Here is a 25,147-nt window from a genome sequence, read left to right as displayed (position 1 = left end):
CTTATCTCTATAAATGATAACTTCATTCAAGATATGTCGCAACATTTTGTTCTGTACTGCAATGGGTGATTAATTTTTGAATTCGAATGATGGCAAATGGAATATTTTTCAACCGTTACGGATATAATATTGGAAAATACATAGGAGGTTAATTTATGGCAATTTCTTTATCTGATTTTGAAAGTATGTCCGAAAAAGATAAGCAAAAAATTCTTCAGGAACTCAAGAACGAAATAGGAGTAAGCGGCATAGCCAAGGCATGGGAAATGTCCAGAACAAAAGTATACAGTATGCTCCATGATTTTAATGTCCCGGTAGATTCTAAAAGAGGAAGGCAGCGAAAAGAAAACACATCACCAGAAAAAGAATTAAATAAACCTGTTCAGACAATGCGTTCGAGCAACAGCAATATCACGCCAATAGAAGACGCAGACAGGTTTAAGTCTTCACTCGAGCTGGAGGAGGAAAAAGAAGAAACAAAGTTTTCTTTCTATCTGGACACCCAGGGAAGCGGCCGATTCATTAATGAAACACTTCAACTATTGCTTGCATCTGAGAAGTTGTCCAACTCGGAACTTCGTTTAAATATAAGCATTGAACAAATATAAGGGGCGCAAGCCCCTTATTTGCTTTATAATTACTGCCACCCCATAATGTCCAGCAATAGACGGTGTTAAATGTCCAGAAGCTGACCTTTTACCTTAACTGTCAAACTCGGGAAGAATGGGCATAAAAAAAATCAGCATTACTCCGGGGTATAGCTGTTACGGCATGCCGTCAGACTATCACTCTGTCTCAATGCCCTGGAAAGCGGGCTGGTCATTGTTACAGACCCCGTTTTAGAGGCCGGTGGCTCTAATGCTCGTAAGCCCTGAATCGCTAACCCCCTCTCTTGACCCCCTCCGGAGTCAGAATAAGGAGTTTGCCGCCCCATTTTCCGAAGTGGTTTATATCCTCCATGCTTCATTAATCTCACTCAATCTCCCTCATTCTTTAAAATCGCTAACCTCCCATGGACTTTCGGCGTTTGCGGGCTATTGCTCCAAACCGCTCAATCAGTTCCATGTCCATTAAATAGTTTAGATAGTCCCTGAGATTACGTTCCTCAACAAACTCATTATGCTGACTCAAATATTCCAGCAACTCATTTTTGCTGGCTGGGCCTGCTTGCAAATGAACCAGGATCAGAGCCAGGCGAATGCTTTCAGATTCCTTCATGGCTTTGTTGCTATAAAGACAATAAAAGAAGTTTTCCCCACTTTCATAGTAATCATAACGCAAATAATTATGTATATGACGTTTACGAGTTGATACCAGGCAGCTTTCGCAATAGCCACTTTCCTCCAGCAAGGTTTTTACCTGCTGCATAGTCTTATCCAGGCCATCTATTGATATCCCCAGTCTACAGGCTAACTGGGAGCGCTTCATTCCGCCTCCGTCCAGGAATAGCAACCGGAGTAATTCCTGCTCTTTTTTAAATCCTTCCCGAGCCATAAATCAACCTTCTTTGATTTTGTATAATTCCTGCTTATTCTCTTAACGAGGGTAACCGTTGAGGAAACTGTAGTGTTTTTGAATATGATCCCTTCACATTCATATCCTTTTCCCCATCCTCCAGAAACTTACAGGTGAAGTCATAAAACGCCCGGGCTTCATGTGCTTGAACTGGATTAATTCCATGCGCTATTATAGCATTATTTCGTATCTTCAGCAGATTTTCCATCTCCTTCTCCCGCTCCTGAAACAGTCTTCCCAGGGGATGGCCGAGGTCAGCGAGCAAACCATAGGCTTTGAATAAAGGTAATTGCAAACGGCGCTCCGTATCTGCGCCCTTATTGTTAGCTTGCAAATCCAATAGTTTCTGGTACTTATCCTGCAATTTTGACGGCAGAATTTCAACCTCCACACCTGAAGTATTAATGGGCGGGTTTTGATGGAGCAGGCAGAGCTGAGCCATTAATTCGAGTGCCCGGTAAATGCGCCCTACCGCATCCACCTCCTGCTCCTTGAGCAAACAGCGTTCGGCATTGCGTAAGAGATCATATACCAGACTGAGATTTATCTTTACTCCTTGAGGCAGTGGATCACCCTGAGCGCGGGCTGCCAAACTCTGTTTCTCGTAATCCTGCTTACTTTTGATGATGTTGCTAAGAAAGGCATTGAGTTGGGGAACATCACCGGCATAAGGTTTTAAATATTCTGCGGCTTCATAATGCATAAATCGGTTCCAGGCCTGTAAGGCCTTACATAATAACTGATAGAATTGCAGGTATTTATCCTCCGATGTACCACTGCTTACCGTGGGGCTCATCTCGTCAATTATCCGTAAACAACCTTCATAATTAAACTTTCCGAATAATTGCTCCATTTGTTTTTTACTCCGCTGCCAGGATAATGGGGTTTGATCCACTTTTCTTATGTTCTCCATACCTGAAGCTACTTTAATCAAATCCCCCCGTGGCCCACTAACAATGTACATTTCGGCTACGCCGTCATCAATTCCAGCCATGGCCAACCCAACTGACATGGTTTTGGTTCCACCGGTATAATCAATAATTAACTGCGCATGAGGATATTTTTCCCGGGCTATACGAATAGCTTCCCGACCACGGTTATAGCACTCAGCCAAACTATCAGCGTTGGAAGTAATAACTTTTTCATAGCTTTCATATTCCGCACCTAATCCAACCTGTTTCACTATCGAAGGCATGGTTTGGAAATAGCGAGAACCACATTGCCGGCATACTTTTTCAAGTTTCGAGACCTCGGGTGGACGAGTTCCACCTGGTATTTTACAGGGTTCTCCGTTCCCATCTACCATAATGCTGCTTCCCGCCTGGGTGCCAATAGTTTCCGAACAGAAAAATATCACATAGTTGGGGCAATGTTTATTAATAGCAGTTACCAGGGGTTCCGCTGAACCACCCGTACTTAGAATCAATACTTTCTGCCTGGTTTTATTCATAGTGGTCACCTCCTGTTGTTGATAGGTCAACTTACACTCTCAACCTCGGCTAATCAACATTGCTAGCCTGCAATCTGTTTACTGGCTATACCTATCCGAACCGAGCCTATATCCTTCCTTATTAATGCCAGCTTCAGCGCTTGAACAGGCCTGACCGTCAACATACAGGCGATATTGCCCCATGCCAAAGACCGTCCATTTGCCTACATGTATGCTCTGTCCCAGGATAAGGTACGGCAAAAAAGCTTCAAGTTCTCCATTAAAACAAATCGTACCTATAAAGCCAACCATATTAGTCCGGGTTTTGCTGCGCATGGAATAGCGGCTCCAGGCCCGGGTATCTCCACGGCAGTACTCCACCGTAATCTTATCTGCAATCTGCAGCATCTAATAAGTCCTGAAAAGACTCCGTGGGTGTTTGGTTATGGTGGTGAACCGATAACGTCGAATAGCGCCTTAGTAGTGAACGCATCAATCCTGTAAAACTAATGTCCTCTAACCTTATTATTTTCTGCTGGTCAACTTTAAGTTGGGTAGCAGTTTTATAACTAATTTCTATTATGGCAGGCTGGTTGAACGAAGCAGCTAATTGCCTAACCTCCCTCCCGGTCCAGCTCAAGTCATGATTATATATAACCTTCTCATTACCTTCATAAACCACAGCATATTTACCATTGAGATCATTAATAGCCTCTACCCGAAGTAAGTTATAAGGTTTGCGTCCGGCTCCCAGCCCCCAGCTACTACCCCGTTCAAAAGCCAGTAGGAAATAGGGCAGGTATTCCACCGCCCGCCCAAATAATAAAAGGTCAAAGCTGCTTTGTTCCCCCGGTAAAAAGTGTTCTTTATCATCAATCGGCGGCTCAATAACATACGGTCGGGGCACCTCTTTGTACTGGCTGGCTATGCCCGCCGCCTAGTATTTTCCAGCGATAAGCATACTGGCTCTGACTGAGCACTTTAACGCATCCTAACTGTAGTGCTGAAAGGTCTAAGTGACTACTGTCGCTCACCTGCACTACACGTAAGAGGCTACGATTCTGATCTCCCAGGAGACGTTGTTCAGGCTGATTAGAAAAAAAGGCCTTTTTCCGGTTTTTACCCTTGGGGTCCATAGCTTCTACCTGCTCAATTTCTCTCTGTAAATCTGCTTCATATTTTTCCTGATGATCGTTTACCATACCGCGTAAAAGCATACTGCGCAAGGCCCACGAACTACCGGGAACATAGGGCTTACCAGCTTCCCGGATATGTTCCAGGATGCGTTGTGAATCATAACCGGCATTCTGTAATTCCGGCAGGTTACCACTCGTCTTTATACTATACAGTGGACACTTGAGAGCTGCTTGGCGGAAATCACCCTGCAGATTAAAACCAGCCTGTTTTACCTGCGCAGTATATTTCTGTACGGGAAATCCGGGAAGTCGAAAAAACCGAGGTATATCAACTCTGACTACCTGTTCCAGATTTTTATCAGTAACGTATTCAAATGGAAGCAGTGCCTGACCGCTGCCTATATGCAGAGGAGTTAATACCTGCATATGATACTGCCAGTTTCCCCGCATTCTCACATCGCTCCTTTCCCTCCTGCTGCCGCTACAGCGAAGGCCCGACCATCTCGCCAAACTCGATGAGCTGTAAAACCTGGCGGGGTTACATCTACTATCTGCCCGTTTGGGCTTAGCGGTTCATAAATCACGCTACCCTCTGCCAACATCCTTACCGTCTGCCGACGCTGGTTCTGCTCATCAGGAGAGTATATATATCCAGCCCGTTGCATGAGGTTGTAGCTGCTGTCCAGTTTAGCACTTTCCGATACAGTGGGATAATATAGACCTAATAAAACCACAGCCCCAAGCTGTGTGATTTCAGGGAATTCCATCTCCCCCGGAAATTCTACCTGAAATAATCCCTTACCACTGCTGCGGTCTCCTCCTAACCCCTCATCACCCAGTACCCGCCAGCAACCTTGTAATAGCGGCCATAACTCATCCGTACGGCGTACCAGGCAATACAGGCCACTGTTAGGAAAAAACCGCAATTGGTTGAAATAATAGACATTGGAGTTCGAGCTAACACTATCCAGTGCTACCCGTGGTATTTCTTCCTCCTGATATAGCCGGCGCTGCGCATAAGCCAGGGGTAACAAAAAACCAGCGCTGGCTTCAGTGGGATAGCCCTGCAGATCAACTTTCTCCAATTGACCGTTAAGAAGATATTTGCAAAATAGCCCATGTTCGATGTAGCGCAATCTTTTGGCTTTTTTCAGTTCCCAGCCTGGCATATCCAGATCCAGGGGGCGAGGTAGAAAATATATTTGCTCCAAAAAAGGAAAAGCCGACGAAAAAGCAGGTATTGTTTCCACCGATCCGGTTATCAATCCCTCCAAAGCGGTTTTACCATAAAGTAAACGATAAACATTACAAAAAGCAGAAAAAGCATATCAGAGGGTACGTGATTCAGCGTACTCTCCAGAATACCTTCGCGGTTTCCCAGGTGAAGCGGAGCAGTAAAATTCATACGTATAATATGATATTGCATAAAACCGCCCCGTTTCTCAAGCCAGTTGCTGCAGCTGGTCTTTAGTTAAATCTTCGATAATTCCCCCCAGGGTTTCGTTTTGCGCCAATGGGGCTTTGGTAACCTTCCGCCAACCCTGACAATTGTAAGGCGATTTCCAATTGCAGGGCCAAAGAAGCATTGGAATTGCTTGATTTATCTATCAAATCGGCTGCTTCTTCATTTTGTAGATATTTGCGGACAAAATGAGCAGAGGCCTGTCGTGTGTCATTAACGCAACTATTTTCTGCCCGCAGATATATCTTACCAAGGCCGGCAAAAAGAGTAGCATAAACCAGACTCTCCATTTCTGTTTCAATCCATGAACTATTAATAGCAAATCACCTCCTATCTGATAATAACTTGTCACTATTCAAATACTGAAGCGAAAAAGCATACCTTTGGTTTTGTTTTAATCATGTTTTTATTTTCGGATCATTTCTGTGAGCATAAGAAATAGCAGGTGTAATGATAGGTGGCAGAATAATCGGTATGTCTATTGCAAGGTATTCTTTCTTTAATATTCTCGACAAATTTTCATAATCCTGCCAGATTTTTGGAGTTTTCCTCAAAATATAAAACTAATCAGCATCTCAATGCCCTGGAAAGCGGGCTGGTTATTGTTACCCGGTGAATATCCACGGAGGCTTAAGGCTGCAACAGTTGTCTCAATACCCTGGAAAGCGGGCTGGTTTCCTGCCAGAAGCAACTGAACTCAGTTGCCTACTCTGACCCCGGATATTACGGCATTACAGGGTGTATAAATACTGCGTTTATAGTATAATAATATCTATAACAGGCAAAATAATTGGGCTTCGAAATCTGAGCAACTTAACGATATAATCCTCAATGCAAGAACAACAGATTGCTTAAACTTTAATGCCACGGTAAGAACAAAAAATAGGTCTCATTGAAAGGAGGCAGTTCTATGGCTTTAAAAGATTCCAATGTTATGGTGCGTATTCCGGAGGAATTGCTACCGCTACTTAATGACCTGGTTCATGCTAAGTCAGTGGATGAAAATGTACGAATCTCGTTAGCTATAAGTTTTTTTGTCGGTAAGACCGTTTCATTGGCCAAAGCCAGTGAAATAGCCGGCTTATCTCTAAATGATTTTATTTATATACTTAACACCAGAAATATTCCCTGGAGTGAATATACTGAGAGCGATTTCCTCCAAGATAGTGTTGCAATTCAGGAGTTAGTGAGAGAATCGGGAGATTAAAGGATGGCTAAAATAATATGCAATTCAAGCCCGATTATTGGGTTATCAATAATCGGTAAACTTAATTTGTTATGGGAAATTTTCGATGAAGTATATATTCCAGAAGCAGTTTATCAAGAAGTTGTGTCGGGTAATAGAATTAAAAACTATGGAGAAAGGGAACTAAGAGAAGCCGTTAAAAACAACAACATTAAAATTTATAAAGTAAAGAACAAGAAACTGGCAAAACAGATGAGCCCAAGATTACATAGTGGTGAACTGGAGGTAATTATTGCTGCCCAGGAGCTTAGTATTACACTGGTGGTAATTGATGATAAATTGGCAAGGGATTTTGCAGATGTAATGTTATTAAAATCAATTGGCGTAATAGGTATTTTAGAGATAGCAAAAAAGTTTGGCAAGATTGACAAGATTAAGAATTACCTGGATAAGCTCATGGCTGAAGGTTATTGGATATCCAAAAAGCTGTATGCAGAAGCAATGGTGAGAGTTGGGGAGGAATGAACCAGTTCCTTCGGGGTGGTATCAAAATAACTTTGCACATGCCGCCTGGTGATAATCAGCAGATGTCCCGGCGATTACACCAATGTTTCTGCGGGGAGCAGACGGTAGGACACCGGAACTGCGAGCTCCTTCGATAAAAGGAGCATGCGCTACTGGTGGAGAGCTGACTTGGAATCTCTCTGTTTTAAGTGGTGTCCCCGGGAAAAATACTTATCTATTACTTCATAATTAGGTAGTTTTACGCTGAGCTTTGAGAATCTCGGAAAAGAAATCGGTACTGAAACCGTAGTGGCGGGTGAAATTATTCCATCCTTTGCGCCGAACGGATTTCGTTGCTATTTTCGGGGCGTTCCTACTATAATGGCTTCTTTCTAAAAAGACCAATATTGGTCTTTCACCCACTGGTGGAACGGATACCAGGGGTTTTTGCAGTAGCGTCATACTTTAATTAATTTACTTTCATAATATAGACAATCAGGGCAAATATCCTGACCATCTGGCCATTCAACAGATAGTCCAGCAATACGCACAGTATTAAAAATGCAAGGTTGTTTTAACTTATAATACCAATCACCGGTTAAATGGGGCTTAACCTCGAAAACCCTCGTTTCTCCATTATTAAATTGCAATTCCAATAAGTAATTATCCAAAGGTTTAACCTGTACTGCTTTAGGCCTTAGTCATAAGTTTAGTTGCGCCAATATCGCGATCATCAGCTATTGGGCAACCTCTAAAGTCTAATGGGGGATAAATGTTTTTGTAGTGATATCTGATAAAGCTGACTTTTTCCTCATTAATCACAAGGTTTAATGTGCCTTTGCTCATATTTATAGCCTTAATTTCACCTAAACTCTCATTTATTAACAATATAGTTTGTTCGCAATTTAATAACTACTAACTAATTTCTCGGGCAACTTCTCCGTCCAGGTCAGCAGTTTTCAGAACCGCTTTCAAGTGCTGTTTCAACTTTTACCCCTATCCCATGCCAGGGAAGCTCCCGGTAATAAAACATTGATTTCTATTAGTTCTGAAAGAACATCGCGCCGCGGTTGATAATATAAATTTAATCAGCATCTCAATGCCCTGGAAAGCGGGCTGGTCATTGTTACAGACCCCGTTTTGGAAGCCGGTCGCTCTAAGGCCCGTGAGCCCCGAATCGCTACCCCCCCCTCTTGACCCCCTCCGGAGTCAAAATAAGGAGTTTGGAACCCTGTTTTGCGAAGCAGTTTATCTCCTTCGCGCTTCATTATGCTCATTCAATCTCCCTCATTCTCCGCAATCGCTAACCTCCCATGGACTTTCAGCGTTTGTGGGGCTTACCTTAGTGCAATAGATATTGTATTCATAGTACAATATTTTCTACTATTGTCCATGATTTCCTCCTGTTCAGGAGAAACAAGCTAATTTTAAGATTGAGCACGACAACTGTTAAGTCTCGTCTCATAATACCTATCAATCTGCCGCTCACATATATTCAATAATTCCTCCCTATCTTCGGCCGTAAGCCGTTTCCAAAGTGAGGGCACGAAGGCTACCTGGCTCAGGTCTTTGCGGTGTTCCAGAAAGAATTTGCGCTCAAATTTTTCAAAGGGCATGGTCAGCATCAGCCGGGCTATCTCAAAATCGCTCATTTCTTTGACTCGGTTAATGCTGGCATTGGATATCTCTACCTGCAGGCCGGCATCTGCCCGCTGTTCGTAGAAAGCACGGAAGAAGCTTACCAGCGCGGCCAGGTCCACCTGCCCTTTTTCATTAACCAGGGTTAACATGCCTTTGAGCATTACGGGCTTGTGGGAAGTGGTCATGTGCCCGGCTTTAACATATCTGAAGAAGTCCTGCCTGATCTCCTCGGGCTTGCGGGCCGATATATCCAGTTGCTGCCTTATATCCTCCAGGCGCTCACGATGAAAGTAACGGTGGGTAACTCTTCCCATGGGCAATTCAAAATCAGGGCCGGGGGTAATCTTGCCTTCGTCAACCCAGCGGCGGGCAGTGGCATCGTCAACATATAGCTCCAGAGCCAGTTCATGCAGGGACATCATATCTTTGATTTCTTCCTGCCAGTCGAAGAGGTCTACCAGTTCATAATCCTTGATAAATATATTATGGGGCAAAAGCGTTTCAATCTTTTCACCCAGCCGTAAGCGGCGATTTTCTTCCTCTATTTTCCCTTGCGGAGCCAGTGCCAAGGTACCTGGCCGGTATTCCCGCAAGCGTAAGAGGCGATGGAGGTTTACCGCATGATTATGCCGGGCGGTATTGTCAATGAAATCAAATACCAGCAAGGCTTCCTTGCCCGGTGCTTTTCGGGTTCCCCGTCCCAGTTGCTGCAGGTAAATAACCCGGGAGAGTGTGGGCCGTGCCATGAACAGTACTGCCGTTTCCGGGCTGTCCCAGCCTTCATTAAGGATATCGCAGGCGCATAAAACCTTTACCTTACCCTGGTGGTAATTTTCTAAAACCGCCTCTCGGTCTCTCTTTTTCATTCGCCCTTCCACTACCTCGGCCTTAACTCCGCTATCCCGGAAGAGCTCAGCAACTTCCATAGCATGTTGTATGCTGGCACAGAAGACCACAGCCTTTTCTCCGGGCACATGGGACAGATAGGTTTCCACAATTAAGCGGTTGCGTTCAGGCACATGCACACAGCTATCCAGGTCCCGATAATTATAGCGAATTCCGTTAATCCTAACCTGTCTGAAATCTATATTGGTTTTCACCCGCACACAACGAATCGGTACCAGTTCCCCGATTTCCACCGCCGTTTTTAAATCCAGACGATGGGCTTCATTCTGGAATATCTCCATAATGGATTCCTGGTCATGTCGCTCCGGGGTTGCGGTTAAACCCAAGAGGAAACGGGGGTTAAAATAGGATAGTACTTTGCGATAGGTAGTGGCAGCAGCGTGATGGGCCTCATCGATGATTATGTAGCCAAAATGGTCGGGAGCAAACTGAGTCAAGCGATTATGCAAGCCCTGGATACTGGCTACCATTACATCGGCATCAAGGGGGCCAGCATAATTATCGATAATCTTCACCTGGGCCCGGGGCCACAATTCCTTAAAGCGATTGGCTGCCTGCTGTAATAGTTCCAGGGTATGGGCCACAAACAAGGTGCGCAATCCCATACTGCAGGCATCAAGGACGGCAGTGGTGGTCTTGCCCGTACCCTGGGCATCGGCAATAAGAGCCATACTGTGGTACTCACCCCGCAATTCCTGCAAACGCTCCAGTGTTTCCTCCTGGTGAGGCCGTAATTCCAGTACTTTCCCGCGCTGGCGGGGCAAATAATCATCATAAATGCGAAAATGCGGGCTCTGCCCCAGAAACTGCAGCAGCTCCGACTTTACCTTGTCTCGCTCATTAACCAGCTGGCGATATGTCCATACATATACCCTCCAGCCCAGGTAAGTAAGGCTATTGCGCTTGAGCAGGTCATCTAAATATTTATCTTCTGAAACCAGAGCCGGGTTATGCCATTGTTCGCCATCTATCTCGATGGCGAAGGCATCCAGGTCAGTTTTCAGAGCATAATCTATATAGCAATTATCCCCATAGATATTCTGGCAGGGATATTCGTTGATCAGGTATTGTATCTTTTCCAGGCCAAAGGTTTCCTGAAACAGTTCTACAAACAAATCTTCAGCAAAACTGGCCGTATCTACCGCCTGGTAGTGATTCAGATAGTTGCTCGGTGTCATAAGCTCTCCCCCTGAGATTGCCACCCATCTCCAAGACCCCTAATATATCCGTTTATCCGGTATTACTCCCCGTACCCCACCCCGGGGATTATCAATATCCCCCTGGTAGCGCGGTATCAGGTGAATATGCAGGTGCATTATCGTTTGTCCCGCCGCATCACCGCAGTTTACCCCGATGTTGTAGCCATCTGGTCGGTATTCCTTATCCAGAAGCTTTTTAGCTTCTTCCAGTAATTGATTGAGCGCCAGTCGCTCCTTCGGGGTGCTATCAAAATAACTTTGCACATGCCGCCTGGTGATAATCAGCAGATGCCCTGGCGATACCGGGTATTTATCATAACGAGCCCAGGCCAATTCATTTTGCAATAAAGCTTCTTCCTCATGGCAAAAAATACATTTTTGCTCCATCATTTACTCCCTCTTATCTGTCTAAATACCCTTCTCTTTCGCTATGCTATAGCAATGCTATGCTTCAATAGATATGGATACTATTCCACGGCTTTTTGCAACAACATCTGGCTATTCCCGTAAAAAGGTACATCGGCTTTTTCAAAAACACTGGCTGGTAATGTGGTCAATTCATTTATATTGCCAATTGGCACCAAAACCGTTTTGGCTCCATTGTCTGACAAGAGGGTAACCTTGTCGGCAAAATGCAGGGATTGCTCAATAGCACCTCCAATAGAGAGATTACCCAGGACTGCTAATCCAGCTTTCAAGTTTTTATTATAAATAGAGGAAATAATGGCTACATATACCGCCGAGCCAATCCCCTCGCTGATATAGGCACCTAACAGGTTGCTTATCTGGATATTTAAATCATAGCCTTTCAAGGAGCGCTGCTCGGTAAGAATATTCTTTTCGTTAGCTCGCAAGTAATTGTAGGTGTTCTTAATGTTTTCCTTAACCTGGTTATTGTTGGTTCCGGTAATATTTAGCTTGCCGTTGCCTTTCACAGTCACCACTTCAATTTTAACCAGTGCGTTGGTATTCCCGTCACTGGTAGCAGTGTAGCAAACTCCTGGGGGCAAAGGATTTCTTTCAATTAGGTCGCTCCCCCGTTCTTCAGGCAAAGCGACGAAGAACTCTTCCTGAGTTTCCTTATCTATGTATGAAAAATTGGTATCCCAGAATTCCATGCCGCCGATGCGTTTCAACTGTTCCTTAACCCGTCTTCTCATTTCCAGGGCTACCACCAGATATTCCCGGATATCCTCTTTAGTATAATTGCCGTCAGGATGTAATAGTTTAATAAAACCGGAAATGGTTTTACGAACTGACTTGGAATCTCTCTGTTTTAAGTGATGTCCCAGGGAAAAATACTTATCTATTACTTCATAATAGGTAGTTTTACGCTGAGCTTTGAGAATCTCGGAAAAGAAATCGGTACTAAAACCGTAGTGGCGGGTGAAATTATCCGGGCTGAATTTGCTTATTTCCCAACCGGGCAGGTACAGGTTAATCCTGTCCAAAAACGCAGTATCGTGATTAACCTCATCCGATAACGGGCTAAATAAATGGGAAGTTTGTAAAACGGTTTCAACCGGCTGATTGATATTGCCATTATAAATAACCGATGCATGGCCAGCAATTTCACCGGTCTTACCCCCGCGGGAAAATGAGCCCGATTCCATATAATCTTTCATCAAGGGAACGGCATCTCTATCTTTAAATAATTTGTCGGTGCTTTCGTCAAAACAGATAGCATCCCACTCCCCTACTGAGCCAACTCGTCCGGTAGTGTTGTTAACAAAGAGCTGGGCTACTGTCCCCTGACCACCGGAAATCAGCAGGGCATAAGGAGTTATCTCTTTATAGATATAGGATTTACCGGAAGAACGGGGTCCCAATTCCACCATATTAAAGTTGGCTTCCACCAGTGGTATCAATCTCATCAGCAAAAGGCTCTGCTTCCTGTCATCCAGGCCTTCACTGCCCGGTTCATAGCCCGCACTTCTTAAAAGCAGGGTCTTCCATTCATCTTTGCTAAACTCTTTTCTTTTGGCGGCCAGCTTACCGGCATCATAGCTGGATAATTGGATAGGGTTAATATCTTTTACCACAAAAGGATAAACGCTTGAGCCAATGCTTATCATGGGGTCATATTCCATGTCGATAATGGCCCAAATGCCACCTAATAACATTTTTTCATGTTTCTTAACCAGTTCATCAGATATATTAGCCCTTTTTATATTGCTGTTACTGATATTGGCCCAGTAGCGATCGCGCTGCGGGTCAAGATCAACCGATACTTTATCAATAATTTTATAGCGTCCTTTTTCCCTCAGCTTGGATTGAATTAAACTGCTTTCTTCAGGGATTACATAATGGTCGCGCAGAATACTTTTAACATTCTCCATGCCCACATTTATTTTTTGCTCATCTTCCGTACTGCAGGTATTGGCCAGTAAATATTCCAGTACAAAAGTAGGCACGTTGGCACCGCCTTTTATTAAAGGAGCCAAATCTTTTCTGACTACATATCCCCGAAAATGTTCCAAAGCCTTTTTGTCCAAATTATCTATCATAAAATCCTCCCAATTATAGCAATCCGCCCAGATCACGGACGCTGGATTTTTTAATAGTTACAATATCTAATTGCTCCTGGGTTTCAGCATCTAATAAAACTGCTTTTAAGGTCTGGCGGTCATCAAAAGTAAACTCCACCGTTTCAGTTTTGCCGGGTTCCATATTAATTAGATTACTACTGCCACAATTTATATTATCATCATAGAGCAGTATCTTTACCTTGCGTTTAAAAGCAAACAAATCCGTAGCGCCGGCATCAGCCTGCAGCTTAATAACGAATATTTCACCGGCTACCTCCGCTAACTCGGTTTTATTGCTTATGGCTACGCCTAAACTGGAAGTGGCAAAGCCATCTTTACGGAAAACAAAGCGGGGTAAGATGATTTCCTGGGGAGTAAATCCACCGTGGGCAAAGCCATAGGCCCCTTTGGATTTGAATGGCCGGTGACTTTTCGCCGCACATAGATATTTGTATTCGCCATAAGGTTTCTCAAAAATAAGCCAGTCGGGATTATCGGGTTTATCCTGGGTACGGATAAACCGTTCATGGACATCTTTATTTCCATCGGCATCAGGGGCTATTTTATCAGCTTCATCCAATAAGCCGGTCAAAACAAACCCGTGATCAGTCACCAAGTGAACCTCTTTATAACCCATATTCAGGAGTTGGGCAATTTTATCTTGCAGTACCTGTTCAAATTCGGCAAAAAGTTTAAGAGCACCCTGCTGCAGTGTCTCCCCGGCATAATCAATATCTTTGTAGTTAAGTACCAGATAATTAGCTTTTTCGCCATAGCTAACTGCTTCCAGGTTCATATAAGTAATAGCTTTGCCGCTGATTTCGCTAAGCTTTTTTTCCCGGTCTTTATGCGAGGCCAGCAATTCATTATTACCCACATATAACGCGCTCATATTATGTTCCGTTTCCGATGGTAGTCCGGCTAACATAGTCTGTTTGTCTACCTTGAACTTATTTGCCAAAGCAGTTGCTACATAATCGGCAATTTCATAGCGGATACCATCACCTACAATAACGGCTGTTCCAGCTTTAGCATTCTTAAATAAATCAGGTAAATAACCCTGCTGGTCTGACTTATATTGCTGGGCATATTCAAACCACTTCTGTAGCAATTCATAATTCAGGCTCTCATAGTATTCCTGCAGCGGGCGAATAATGCTTTTGTCTGATAAAAAGGCGGTATAAAGATTGCGGATAGCCCGATCCACCTGGGCAAAATAGCTGGTATAAAAATCTACTACCTGTTCAAAACTGGAGCAGGCAGTCAAGGGCTGGTTATCAAATTCCATCAGGATGATAAAATCCTGCCACCAGCCTGGGACAAAACGCTTTATTCTGGTGTTTTTAGCCCGGGCTTTTATCGCATCCAGCTTCCCGGATACATACTCTTTATCTCTTAAATGTACTGTAAGCTGCTGCAGTGCTTTTTGATCCAACGCAGAAAAACAATGGTCGGGATGAGCTGCCCAGGGGTCAACCGAACTATCCAGATTGTAATTAGCAACGTAATTCATTAAAGAGGGACTGTAGGTTTCGCTATCAGCCCAGCGATGGTAGATTGATAAGAGGTCAGTCTTAATATCGTTATAGGCCAGGCCATCCAGCAGTTTACGGGCTACTTCTTCAGCTAATGTTTTAGTAGGCTTGGTCATATAAGGCTGATTTAATAATTGAAATACTTTGGTTTCAAACATGCGGCGGATGTCCTGCTCCAGATCGGCAATATAAGCTTCGGGATCATCCATGAAAGGTATCAACTCATCCTCCAGGTCAATCAAATCCTCCAGGTTTTGCAGAATCTTCTTCCACCAGGCCAGGTCTTTTTCTGCTCCTATTTTACCTGCGGTTAAAAGAGTGGCGTCATCCAGCTGCACCTGCAGCCCGGTATGGGAAAAAAGTTTCTTTCTAAGCCACTTCGCCGGCTCGCTAAAATCCAGACAGCCGTGGGTAAAACAGTAGTCCAGCAAAAAGCTGAGCTTATCCTGTTCCCGGCTGACATAGAATACTACCTTATCTGATTTATGCCGGGTTTCAGCTTCATAACGCAATAACAGTTCTTCCTTGACTGTTTGCCATGGCTCGGTTAAATTGCTATCAGTCCTGAGCAGGGTGTATCCCTGGAACTCCAGTAATGGCAATAAAAAGCCATACTGAGACCTGGGGTCTAATATTACTACCCGCCCCCGTTTTTTTATGAGATTTTTAATATCTTCTAAAAACCATTGATTAGTCATTACCAATCCGCCTTTAAGTATTTGTCCAATTGCCCGGCAGTCAGCACTTCACTGCGCAGTAAGCCTTTCTTTTGCAGGGGAGCAATATTTTTACCCACTCCACCATCCAACTGGGGATCGTATCCTTCAGCTATTAGCTCATCTATCTTGCTGGTAAACTCGGCGATTTCCTGCAACTGCAACCGGATTTTCTCTTTTTCATTTTGGGCCTGGGCAGTGTTGCTATCAGCCAATTGAATCTGGCGAAACTCCAGGCTTTCCACCCGTTTACCAAGGTAGCGGGTTTTGAGTTTAAACAGGCTGTCCCGATTCCATTTATAAATGATTATATAGGCTTCAAAACCCTGCTGGGGACCGCTGCTAAGGTGCCAGATAAAGGGAGTTTTGGGCAGGTACATGAACAGATTGAGGTGATTGCTCAAGTCTCTAAAAAAATGATGCTCCAGGTATTCATTGATAGGTCGACCTAAGAGTTCATCTAATTGGCTGAACTGCGCTGAAGTAAAGCCGTTATTTAGGCAATAATGCTCCAAACGATCTAACAGACCCGATTCACCCGGCAGGCCTACCAGAGGAATGATTCCGTCTTCATCTTCCATGAGAACGCTACGGCAGGTATCAGCCAGAAATTCCAAAGCTATCTCTGCGGCTCTACCCAGAGGTAATACCAAGCTTTCCCGGAACCAGTACCATACATTAATAGAATTGAGTTGGTGGCGGATACAGAATTCTTCCAGGTCATTGTTGCTCTGATAAAGGGCAGTAAACTCATCCTTTACGTTATGTATCTTTTCCTCATCAAAGGTGATAACGGGTAGCTTTGTGATAAATTCCCGGACAGTTTCACTTTCAATAGTAGTTGATGCTAAATATGCATCTCGGGCCTCTGCCAGTACCGGCAATTCTCCCACCGGTTTGCCCATTTGGGTTTCTACCTGCCGGCGGTCTTCGGGGCTGAGGTCATAAACATCGAAAACCAGATGGTTAATGATGGCTTCATTGATTAGTACCAGCGTTAGTTGGGCATTTTCGTAGTTTAAATATGACAATATCCGGTCCCGTAAGGCTGGATCGGAAACGGCAGTAAGGGCTGTTTTATCAAAATTGGTTTCAATAATATGATAAGAGCATAGGTGTTTTTTGATTTCAATGTTTTTGGTTGCAAATATAGAAATACATTCTTCCTGCTCTTTTAAAGGAATAACCACTGGAATCCTTTGCATATCACCAACCTGCGTATTAACAGTAGGATTCAAACAGTTTATTATATATCGAGATAGTGGTGAATTTAAAAACGCAATGAGATAATGCAGGTTTTTGTATTCCTTTTTTAGGAAGACACACGAACCTCCCGTATCAAAAATGCAATTGCTGGGTAAATATCTGTATGAAGCTCCTTTCGAACCACTTGCCGAATATGTTATCCCTTCTTGAAAATAATAACTACTATTTCGAAGAACAGCACCCGCATCAATCAAATCCTGGCCATTATTCTTCCAATCTAACAAAACCCACATATTCCCATACCATTTATTAAAAGGTCCACCCTTTGAATAATAAACCCACCTATGTTTATCAACTTCAAAATTAATTGAAATAGTACTCTTATTTACTTCCCACCAAAATCTTAAAAATCTATGATTGTTTGTTGTTGCAGCACCTTGAACAGGATTAAATAATTCACTGATTGTCTTCTCTTTAAATTGTTCCCTAAACCCATCAGAAATCCAATAAATAAAAGGCCAACCTTCAATGATTTTGAGTTTATACTGATCTATAAAATATATACGGCTGTTATATTTTTTATTAAGTAAATCTTCATAAGCTTCAAATAGAACATCATACCTTTTACCCTCATATAGATCGTTCAATTTAATAAAAACAGCAGAATCTTTATTTCTTTCTTTTTCCAGCACAAACATCGCACTATCTACTCTGGCCAATGGGTTAAACATTCCCAAATAACCCCATTCTACAAATATATTAATCTGCATTTTATCAATAATGAATTTTCGAACATCCTCGAAAGACTTGATATACATAAAAGTAGGTGGATGTACTAAAGCAACTTTGCCTTTTTCATCTACGAATTCACAGCATCTCTTAATAAATGTCGCATAAAGATTGGAGTGGAACTTATACGGCTTCATATAGTTGGCATTTATAAACTTTTTCAATTCCGGGCCAAAGTCGCTGCTATCAGTATAAGGCGGATTGGCTACTGCTACATCGTATTTCTGGGTCAACAATTCTAAAAATCTTATGGCATCACCAGTTTTGCTGTTTAAAAAATTAATGCCCTGCTTTGCGGTATTATGAGCCACTGCATTTTGCAAACCGGTAAAGAAGTTTTCCCGGAACTGTTCATAATTAGCCAGCGTTTGTTCTTTAAACAAGCGGCCTTCATCCCACTGCTGAACCAGTTCCTGCATACGCAGGCTGAATTTCTCTTCCAATCGTATTAAAGAACCAAATTTATAAGCCTGCTGCAGCTCATCCCACATTTCTGTAACAATGTTCTCCAATTCGAGACTGAGTTTTTCCCCATTTTCAAAGAGATGCTTTACCTCGGGATAATCGAGTAAAAAGAAATCTGAGCTGACAATATTGAAATGTTCAATTTTAACCGAGCGATTCTGACGTTTAACTTTTATGTGCAACCCTAATTGAGCCAGTTGTACAGCTCGGTCATCTATATCGATCCCATGCAGGTTGTGCCGAATAATTAGTTCTGGTATTTCGTCGTCATCATAGTCAGCACCATAGTTATTAATCTGGTCAATGTAAAGGTCATATAGTAAATCAAAAGCATAGAGCAAAAAATTGCCCGAGCCGCAAGCGGGGTCAATAAGCCGTATTTCAGTAAGCGGTTTCCTTTCCCGGTTTGGTTTGGCCGGGGCATTGGCAATTTTATATTTTTCTTTGATAGTGGAGTCAGGATACATTTCCAGATATAATTTGCCCAGGCTATTGTCCACCAGAAATTTCACAACCCAACCGGGGGTATAAACCTGACTCTGGATGCTGACTTTGTTATATTCAGTTTTAGCTTTGCTTTCTTTGTGGGCAGCTTTTTTGTAATTGTTGTAGCTTTCATATAACCAACCTAAAACATCATCACTTTTCCAGATATCTGCTTCAACCTGTTCATCCTTTTCCACCGCATTAAAAGCATCTATAATATCCCTTAATTCAATAGCAGTAGGTAGGAGATGATAAGGATACTGGGGGCTGAATAAGGGAATATCAGCCGACAAGGTATTCAGCTGTTCTTCTATAAAAGGCAGCAGACCTTCCTGCTCTTCATTGCGCCCTTCGGGATTTTGTTCCAGCCAGAGAAAATGAGCAAAAGAACGATCCCCATGCTGGCTGCTGCGAGTAAGTATCGGGCTATTCAGGCCATGGGCTTCCATTACCTTGAGCGCTGCCAGGCGATTAAAAAGGGTAAAGGTAAGTTCTTCTACCAGTTTCTCGTAGGCATCAGCAACAGAACCAGTTTCAGCAGCAAAGTTTTCAAAAACATCTTCTATCCGTATCCTGTCAAGATGAAATTGCTGCGATAAATTTTCCAGCGGTTGCAGGACAGTGGCAGTTATGCCCATGCGCCCCAGAGTATTACGAAATGCCTGATCTATTATCTGCCGAATATGTTCAACATGTTCAGCTAGTTTCATGATTATCCCTTCCTGATCTCTATTTCATCGTTATCACTTACAGCAGCCATTTTATGCATTTCCTGCTGCAGCCATTTTTTGTATCTACCTACTTTTAGCCGTAAACCGGGCAGCCTGGTAGTATGGGTTATCGTTTCCGGAACCGAACCACCCGGTTTCGGTTCCGGCGGGGCTTCTTTTATCAAACCTGCTCTAATAATTTCTAGTTCAGTTTTCTTTGTATTATACAGTTCAATAAACGAGAGCATTTCCGAATAAGTAAAATGGGAATGCTTGTCCTGCACCTCAAAATCAATCTCTACATTGGCCAGCATTCTCTGCTCGGCATAGTGTAACAGGGTCTCCGCTTTAACCAAAGCTTCATCATTCAACCCGGTCGGGAGGCGATTGATTTCTTCAATAACTGCTTCGGCGGCAGTCTTTAACTGGCTGTATTTACCGGCCATATCACCGGCGGCACTGCTTAAGAGGGCATAGTATTCATCCTTTATTTTTTGGGCAGTCTCTTGTAAAGCAGCAAAGTTTTTCACTACTTCCTGCCCGTATAAATTATGGAATTCCCATATAAGGCGGGTAAGGGTTTCATTACTGCGGGCTGATTTATTTAATTCATCCTTTACTCCATCAGCAAAAGCATACCACTGCCGAAGCTTGGGCAGTTTGCTGTGAATAAATTTTTCCGCCTTTTCGATGGCTTTAACCGCGCTGGTAAAGGTATCTTTACGGGTGAGAAAGTTCTCCGCTCTTTCGATATAGTTGGCTTCACTAACGACCCCGGTAAATTCCCCCAGGGTTTTCTTTTGCTCATTTATATCGGCAAAGAGCAAATCAAAATCCGGGTTTTGCTTGCGCATTTCATCCGCTTTGTTGCAGAACATTTTGGCCAGTTCTTTGCTAGCATTGGCTAAATCAAAATCATTAGTGTTCCAGTCAATCTTTTTATCGATTCTTTGCTCACATTTCGACTCCTGCAGAATAGTAACCACATCGTTTTTTTGCTGGGCTGATAAAGATTTTGCTATGGCTTTGAAGGAGGCTTTACGAAATTCACGGGCGGTTGTGAAAATAGTGCTTACTCCTTCATCACGCCAGGAAAACTTCTCCATCCCATTGTATTTAGCTATTATTTTACCGCCACGCATCAAGGCGGCCACCGTTGAAATAACCGTGCCAAAAGCAAAACCGGTAGGAGGTTTTCCCAATTCTTTTGCCAGGGTATCCCCATCTGCAAAAGTATTTTTAATTTTAAACAGTATCTCCTCGGCAGCTTTTAAGTTTTCACCAATGAAATTTCCCTGGGCATCAAAAAACTGAAATTCTGAACCGGCAAAGTAAGTCCTTAAACGCGTATTGTTCGCTTCTTTAATTACCCTGCCTGCTACTTCATCATTTAATTGGGCAGTCAGTCGTTTGAAATAGACGTTCTGTATGACATTGCGCTGCAGGTTTTGCAGGGTAGTCTGCCAGTTATCCTGATCCAATTGATAGGTGTTATATAGATATATGGCGGTAGCATTATGTAATGACCGCTCTATCAGTTCCTTAACCCGATTTTCTTTTTCGCCTTTGGCAGTTGAAAAATTCCTTATGATGCCGGCTTCCTCGGACTGCGGGTTATTATAGTTTTCTTCCAGATAGGTAATTCGTTGAATTTCATCAATGAGACGATCCAGTTCAGGAAATGAACTATTATCCGGTAAGAGCCAGATGAGATCTTTATCATTTTGGCTTTGTGCTTTCAATGTCTCTATGTCAGCACTGCGGTTATCACCCTGGTTATATACACTTTTTACTTTGATTTTGAGTTCTTTCAAGGCGGGATTAGTTAATTCATCATCATTGTCGGTGCTGATGTAAAAATCATAAGGCAGATTGCTGTCGGTAATGCGGGCCAATGTTTTTATAAAAGAGCTGTCTTTATAAGCAGTAACAGCATTCTTCTTCTTCACAAAGCCTTGAACGATAAAGCGGTTCATTTCCTCCAATAAACGCTGTTCCAGATCGGAAGTAATACGATAGGTGTTATTAGTTGATAAGAGTATTTTGGCTTCTACTAAATCATCCAATGCTTTGACAATATGCTCGTACACTTTATGGTAGTCTTCCGGATCATCTATGTAGGACTTAATAATATTGGATATGGTAGTCGTGGGGCCAACTTCCGCTTCATTCAAAAAATTAATAGTTTCCAATAATCTGCGACCGGAAATAGTGGAGCTGCGTTCTTTTAGTATGCGTTCAGCATTATCGTAGCGGTTAACCAGGTGTGCCGGAGGTTGGGGCTGAGCCTGTTTGTTTATTTGCCATCCGGTAGCAGTGGCAAACAGTTCTTTTTCGGCTAACTCCCGCTTTAAAATATCATAGGTAGTTATGATCATGCCCCGGGCAGCTACTTTACTTGAAGCATAGCCTTTGGTTCCAAACAAGAAATTTTGCAGCAGGTTGAATTGATATTGATAAAAAGGATAATATGTTAAATAAGAATCCAGCGTATCTGTTTTAATTATTCCTATACCGGTTAAAGCAGCATGATCGCTGATTTTTCCGGAGTTCTTATTATAATGAACCCTTAATTTATCTTCTGCGGCAGTCTTTTTGTTTAATAAGCGATTGCGGATTATTATATCTACCTCGGTAGCTTCCAGGTGGATTTTGGTCTTGAAGCGGTCGGTTACTTTGGTAAGCTGAGCTTTGTTTATGTTGGAATTATTAATGACATCATCTAATTTTTCCTGGGCAATAGCAATAGTCCATACTTTTGCCCCCAATGATGATAAGGCTTCGCTGATACCTTCCAGATCCAGCAGGTTAAATTTTTGCTGGGTAATGGCTTCACTGGCTTCATCAAAGAGAAAAATTATTTTCTCATCAGTATTTATCTGTAAATAATTACTTAATTCATCTTTTAAACGGGATGCACTAAATTGGTCCATATCGCGGCGAATGGTAGTCATTAAGTTTTCATAATCACTCCCGCTGTTTCCCGCATTGATATAGATTGATTTGGCTGCTTTGGTGTACTCCAGCATTCTGGTTTGAATCTTACTCCAGTCTTTATCCATTCTTTTATCAATGTAATCATGAATGTTAGTCTGATTATCATTTATCATTAATTGATATAAAAAAATACCATGTTCATTCTCCGGTAGATCCAATGATTTTAAAAACACTCTAAAGAGAGTAAAGGCTAAACCTTTTGATGTATCCTGCTTGGCTACATCCATAAATACTACCCGACAATTCTCCGGACCAAGCCTGGCAATAGAGTTTTTAATTAAGGCTTCATCCCTTATACCGGTAAATCTTTGCAGGATTCTATCCCGGGCAGGAGTGCCGGCAATGCTGCGATTACTGAGCAGGTAGCCCAGCAGTTTGCCGAAATACGATTTACCCGAACCATAAAATCCAGAAATCCAAACTCCGGTTTCTACAATATCAGAAGTAAATGTAGCTACAAAATCTTCGTAATCACGGGCCAGGCCATCAGTAACTATGTAATTTTCGATTTCAGCCTGAATTTCTGCTTCGGAATGATCTTCCAGGTCGATAACATTTTTTATATCCTCAGTTAAATCAATGGTCAGACTATCCTTTATCTTCATTGCTAACCCCACCAACCTCCCCTATATTCTACTTAACCACCATGCATCTGTATTTGGATGCCGGTCTTTTCCCTAAAAACATAAGCATATCCTGAACCCAGGTGGCCGGATATAAAATAATTAAAGGTGATTTGGCCCGCATTACTGAATCGTTCTCTACAATATGTATGCTCCCAATTCCGCTGCCGTACAAAGTACCGGTGTTAATCAATACCGGGATCTTATCTGCTTTTAAGCTACTATCGATAGCCTGCAGAATTAACCCTAAATAATCGCTGCCTTCTTCTCCGGCCGGGGTTTTAAATATTTGATGCAGCGACCCTTGCAGCAGGTTAAACATTTCTTCCAGGTTGGATTTGTTCTGCTCGACAAATTGACAGAGCAAATCGCTTAAATCAATGATCTGGTATTTATCCTCAGGCATTAATTTCCTTATGGCTCGGATATAATCTATTTCCCGGTCGGGCTTACATACCAGTAATATGGAATTACCGCCATTGGCACTTAAACGAATATGTGATTTTTCATCGGATTCAACCAGCCGCATGGTGTTCAAAACCATGTTTTCAGGATTAACCAAGTTCATGATACAGCTCCTTGTATGAAAAGGTCGGTTCGATTTTCAGGTTATTTACCGAATATTGAAGGTTATAAAACTTCATATACCTTTTCTGCAAAATCTGCTGAATAAATAATTCTTTTTCTAAAAAGCAGTATGGCAGCCACCCGCTTTCCAGTAAATTAGTATTGGGTTCAACGCTTAATAGCCAATAAATAAATAGTATTATTTCTTTATCACCCATACCTGGGGGAACTATGCTTTTATTAACCCTACCTTCCATCAGGTTAAATTTTTTTAGAAATGTCAGGTACTTGGAGGCAGTAGTTTCAATAGTTGAATCAGTCCACTTCTGCATAGCTGTTTCGCTCTGCTTTAATTCCTGCAAGCAAGCCACAACTTCATCTTTCTTAAGTGCCGCCCGCCCGCTGTATAAAGCCGGAAAATAGACTTTTTGATTTAGATAATCGAGTAGTTCATTATTTACGCAGGCATTCCAGAAAAGCAAAAGCAAGCAGTGAGCAGAAAGCCCCTCATGCTTAAATACGTCCCGAATTAAATATTCCATATTGGGGTCGGTAAATTTAATAAGGGTGTTCGTTATGGCGCTGGCAAATCTCTTATAGGATCTATTGGTCTTTATATTGGAATAGGCCTGGTAATTTGCATTATTTTTGCCTTCAACCAACAAAGCCGATATCAGCCTGAAATCTGACAAGCTGCCCAGGACATTTATATCCGAATTAATATTCATGTTTGTTGCATTCACCCCAGTAAATAATTCCATTCCAATTGGTTACTTAATAAACATTCTGCAAAAATTACTAATTCCAGTACTTAAAGTATACACCAATATCTGGTTGAACCCAACAGATACTACTCGTGTGCCATTATTACATCATAAAGAAAAGGCGCCAGAGCGCCTATGTTAATCAACGGTATAAAAGTATTAGATTAATCCGGTCAAGATAAACCCCCATCCCACGCCAGGGAACCTCCCGGTAATAAAACATTGATTTCTAAAAGAACATCGCTCCGCGGTTAATATAGTACACTACTGGCTCTATTGAATCGCAGCAAAAACTTATCGGATTTCACCATTTATAGGTTTATGATACAATAAATTTGAAATGAACATTACTAGCACGAAATTAGAGTATGCCTTTAAATCTGGTGAAAGGAATGACTTTTATCATGAGTATTGATACAAATGATTTAATATCTATGATTGAATCTTTGCCAATAGATGTTAAAACAACCATTATTGAAAAAATTCTTTCCAGTTTGCAACCCATACAAGAAGATATAGATAAATTGTGGGTTAAAGAAGTCGAAGATAGAATTAGTGATATCAAATCTGGTAAAGTCCAAATGATATCCGGGAAAGAGGTTTTTAAAGAAATAGAAGAGAGATTTGTCAGGTGATATTTTTTTTCATCCCAAAGCAAAGATAGAGTTTTTTGAAGCAATAGAATATTATGAAGATTGTAGTCCCGGTCTTGGTTTGGAATTCTCAGAGGAAATCCTCTCAACAATTTAACGAATAATTTATTTCCCAAACGCATGGGGCAAA

18 protein-coding genes and 2 pseudogenes are annotated in these 25,147 nt (G+C 42.4%); 4 read left to right on the top strand and 16 right to left on the bottom strand.

What is annotated here, in order from left to right; translation table 11 throughout:
• Positions 1 to 155 precede the first annotated feature (155 nt).
• Complete coding sequence (locus tag AWB54_RS05970; protein ID WP_061213700.1) at positions 156 to 608, top strand: hypothetical protein; 453 nt, start codon at positions 156 to 158, stop codon at positions 606 to 608.
• Positions 609 to 1,002: 394 nt separating this feature from the next.
• On the opposite strand, the gene AWB54_RS05965 is transcribed toward AWB54_RS05970, so the two are convergent.
• The 7 genes and pseudogenes from AWB54_RS05965 to AWB54_RS05935 all read right to left on the bottom strand — a co-directional run bounded on the left by AWB54_RS05965 (position 1,003) and on the right by AWB54_RS05935 (position 5,832).
• The gene (locus tag AWB54_RS05965) at positions 1,003 to 1,494 is read right to left on the bottom strand and encodes a hypothetical protein (protein WP_061213699.1); all 492 of its coding nucleotides are present in this window, start codon (positions 1,492 to 1,494) and stop codon (positions 1,003 to 1,005) included.
• A gap of 34 nt (positions 1,495 to 1,528) precedes the next feature.
• Positions 1,529 to 2,965: a TIGR02710 family CRISPR-associated CARF protein gene (locus AWB54_RS05960; RefSeq protein WP_061213698.1), complete on the bottom strand. Its 1,437-nt coding sequence runs from the start codon at positions 2,963 to 2,965 to the stop codon at positions 1,529 to 1,531.
• 78 nt (positions 2,966 to 3,043) lie between these two features.
• Positions 3,044 to 3,352, bottom strand: a complete 309-nt coding sequence (gene cas6 / locus AWB54_RS05955) for a CRISPR system precrRNA processing endoribonuclease RAMP protein Cas6 (protein ID WP_061213697.1) — start codon at positions 3,350 to 3,352, stop codon at positions 3,044 to 3,046.
• Entirely contained in the window at positions 3,333 to 3,851 is a 519-nt protein-coding gene (locus AWB54_RS05950; protein WP_061213696.1) for a hypothetical protein, read from the bottom strand. The genes cas6 and AWB54_RS05950 overlap by 20 nt, the downstream gene beginning before the upstream one ends.
• On the bottom strand, positions 3,829 to 4,530 hold the full coding sequence (gene csm5 / locus AWB54_RS05945; protein WP_061213695.1) for a type III-A CRISPR-associated RAMP protein Csm5: 702 nt from the start codon (positions 4,528 to 4,530) through the stop codon (positions 3,829 to 3,831). Before csm5 ends, AWB54_RS05950 begins: the two co-directional genes overlap by 23 nt.
• A gap of 2 nt (positions 4,531 to 4,532) precedes the next feature.
• Positions 4,533 to 5,390, bottom strand: a pseudogene (gene csm4 / locus AWB54_RS05940) (type III-A CRISPR-associated RAMP protein Csm4); the annotation flags it as partial.
• A gap of 157 nt (positions 5,391 to 5,547) precedes the next feature.
• Positions 5,548 to 5,832, bottom strand: coding sequence for a hypothetical protein (locus AWB54_RS05935; RefSeq protein WP_061213693.1), 285 nt, complete (start codon positions 5,830 to 5,832; stop codon positions 5,548 to 5,550).
• A 620-nt stretch (positions 5,833 to 6,452) separates the two neighbouring features.
• On the opposite strand from AWB54_RS05935, the gene AWB54_RS05930 reads away from it, so the two are divergent.
• The gene (locus tag AWB54_RS05930; protein ID WP_153014672.1) at positions 6,453 to 6,749 is read left to right on the top strand and encodes a UPF0175 family protein; all 297 of its coding nucleotides are present in this window, start codon (positions 6,453 to 6,455) and stop codon (positions 6,747 to 6,749) included.
• A gap of 3 nt (positions 6,750 to 6,752) precedes the next feature.
• A complete protein-coding gene (locus AWB54_RS05925) occupies positions 6,753 to 7,253 on the top strand; it encodes a DUF3368 domain-containing protein (RefSeq protein WP_061213692.1) in 501 nt (166 codons plus the stop codon).
• A 437-nt stretch (positions 7,254 to 7,690) separates the two neighbouring features.
• On the opposite strand, the pseudogene AWB54_RS15260 reads toward AWB54_RS05925, so the two are convergent.
• From AWB54_RS15260 to AWB54_RS05880, 9 genes and pseudogenes are all read right to left on the bottom strand, one after another.
• Positions 7,691 to 7,909, bottom strand: a pseudogene (locus tag AWB54_RS15260) (DUF2442 domain-containing protein); the annotation flags it as partial.
• A 750-nt stretch (positions 7,910 to 8,659) separates the two neighbouring features.
• Positions 8,660 to 10,957 carry a DEAD/DEAH box helicase gene (locus tag AWB54_RS05915; protein ID WP_061213690.1) on the bottom strand — a complete coding sequence of 766 codons (2,298 nt, stop codon included), beginning with the start codon at positions 10,955 to 10,957 and terminating at the stop codon, positions 8,660 to 8,662.
• A gap of 39 nt (positions 10,958 to 10,996) precedes the next feature.
• Positions 10,997 to 11,365, bottom strand: a complete 369-nt coding sequence (locus tag AWB54_RS05910; protein WP_061213751.1) for an HIT family protein — start codon at positions 11,363 to 11,365, stop codon at positions 10,997 to 10,999.
• Between the two features lie 80 nt (positions 11,366 to 11,445).
• Positions 11,446 to 13,485, bottom strand: a complete 2,040-nt coding sequence (gene brxL, locus AWB54_RS05905) for a protease Lon-related BREX system protein BrxL (protein WP_061213689.1) — start codon at positions 13,483 to 13,485, stop codon at positions 11,446 to 11,448.
• 13 nt (positions 13,486 to 13,498) lie between these two features.
• Entirely contained in the window at positions 13,499 to 15,739 is a 2,241-nt protein-coding gene (locus AWB54_RS05900) for a PglZ domain-containing protein (RefSeq protein WP_061213688.1), read from the bottom strand.
• Complete coding sequence (gene pglX, locus AWB54_RS05895) at positions 15,739 to 19,413, bottom strand: BREX-1 system adenine-specific DNA-methyltransferase PglX (protein WP_061213687.1); 3,675 nt, start codon at positions 19,411 to 19,413, stop codon at positions 15,739 to 15,741. The genes AWB54_RS05900 and pglX overlap by 1 nt, the downstream gene beginning before the upstream one ends.
• Positions 19,414 to 19,415: 2 nt before the next feature.
• Entirely contained in the window at positions 19,416 to 23,015 is a 3,600-nt protein-coding gene (brxC, locus tag AWB54_RS05890) for a BREX system P-loop protein BrxC (protein ID WP_061213686.1), read from the bottom strand.
• A 28-nt stretch (positions 23,016 to 23,043) separates the two neighbouring features.
• Positions 23,044 to 23,601: a hypothetical protein gene (locus AWB54_RS05885; protein ID WP_061213685.1), complete on the bottom strand. Its 558-nt coding sequence runs from the start codon at positions 23,599 to 23,601 to the stop codon at positions 23,044 to 23,046.
• Complete coding sequence (locus tag AWB54_RS05880) at positions 23,588 to 24,328, bottom strand: BrxA family protein (RefSeq protein ID WP_061213684.1); 741 nt, start codon at positions 24,326 to 24,328, stop codon at positions 23,588 to 23,590. Before AWB54_RS05880 ends, AWB54_RS05885 begins: the two co-directional genes overlap by 14 nt.
• Positions 24,329 to 24,768: 440 nt before the next feature.
• Between AWB54_RS05880 and AWB54_RS05875 the strand changes: the two genes are divergently transcribed.
• A complete protein-coding gene (locus AWB54_RS05875) occupies positions 24,769 to 24,999 on the top strand; it encodes an addiction module protein (protein ID WP_160328913.1) in 231 nt (76 codons plus the stop codon).
• Positions 25,000 to 25,147: the final 148 nt, after the last annotated feature.

Source organism: Syntrophomonas wolfei subsp. methylbutyratica (assembly GCF_001570625.1).
In the GTDB taxonomy this organism is placed as follows: domain Bacteria; phylum Bacillota; class Syntrophomonadia; order Syntrophomonadales; family Syntrophomonadaceae; genus Syntrophomonas; species Syntrophomonas methylbutyratica.
This window is presented reverse-complemented; position numbering and strand designations above follow the sequence as displayed.

Excerpts from the sequence above, each read along its gene's own strand:
- AWB54_RS05970 (WP_061213700.1), top strand. The coding sequence starts at position 156 with ATGGCAATTTCTTTATCTGATTTTGAAAGTATGTCCGAAAAAGATAAG.
- AWB54_RS05965 (WP_061213699.1), bottom strand. The coding sequence starts at position 1,494 with ATGGCTCGGGAAGGATTTAAAAAAGAGCAGGAATTACTCCGGTTGCTA.
- AWB54_RS05960 (WP_061213698.1), bottom strand. The coding sequence starts at position 2,965 with ATGAATAAAACCAGGCAGAAAGTATTGATTCTAAGTACGGGTGGTTCA.
- cas6 (WP_061213697.1), bottom strand. The coding sequence starts at position 3,352 with ATGCTGCAGATTGCAGATAAGATTACGGTGGAGTACTGCCGTGGAGAT.
- csm5 (WP_061213695.1), bottom strand. The coding sequence starts at position 4,530 with ATGCGGGGAAACTGGCAGTATCATATGCAGGTATTAACTCCTCTGCAT.
- AWB54_RS05935 (WP_061213693.1), bottom strand. The coding sequence starts at position 5,832 with ATGGAGAGTCTGGTTTATGCTACTCTTTTTGCCGGCCTTGGTAAGATA.
- AWB54_RS05930 (WP_153014672.1), top strand. The coding sequence starts at position 6,453 with ATGGCTTTAAAAGATTCCAATGTTATGGTGCGTATTCCGGAGGAATTG.
- AWB54_RS05925 (WP_061213692.1), top strand. The coding sequence starts at position 6,753 with ATGGCTAAAATAATATGCAATTCAAGCCCGATTATTGGGTTATCAATA.
- AWB54_RS05915 (WP_061213690.1), bottom strand. The coding sequence starts at position 10,957 with ATGACACCGAGCAACTATCTGAATCACTACCAGGCGGTAGATACGGCC.
- AWB54_RS05910 (WP_061213751.1), bottom strand. The coding sequence starts at position 11,365 with ATGGAGCAAAAATGTATTTTTTGCCATGAGGAAGAAGCTTTATTGCAA.
- brxL (WP_061213689.1), bottom strand. The coding sequence starts at position 13,485 with ATGATAGATAATTTGGACAAAAAGGCTTTGGAACATTTTCGGGGATAT.
- AWB54_RS05900 (WP_061213688.1), bottom strand. The coding sequence starts at position 15,739 with ATGACTAATCAATGGTTTTTAGAAGATATTAAAAATCTCATAAAAAAA.
- pglX (WP_061213687.1), bottom strand. The coding sequence starts at position 19,413 with ATGAAACTAGCTGAACATGTTGAACATATTCGGCAGATAATAGATCAG.
- brxC (WP_061213686.1), bottom strand. The coding sequence starts at position 23,015 with ATGAAGATAAAGGATAGTCTGACCATTGATTTAACTGAGGATATAAAA.
- AWB54_RS05885 (WP_061213685.1), bottom strand. The coding sequence starts at position 23,601 with ATGAACTTGGTTAATCCTGAAAACATGGTTTTGAACACCATGCGGCTG.
- AWB54_RS05880 (WP_061213684.1), bottom strand. The coding sequence starts at position 24,328 with ATGAATATTAATTCGGATATAAATGTCCTGGGCAGCTTGTCAGATTTC.
- AWB54_RS05875 (WP_160328913.1), top strand. The coding sequence starts at position 24,769 with ATGAGTATTGATACAAATGATTTAATATCTATGATTGAATCTTTGCCA.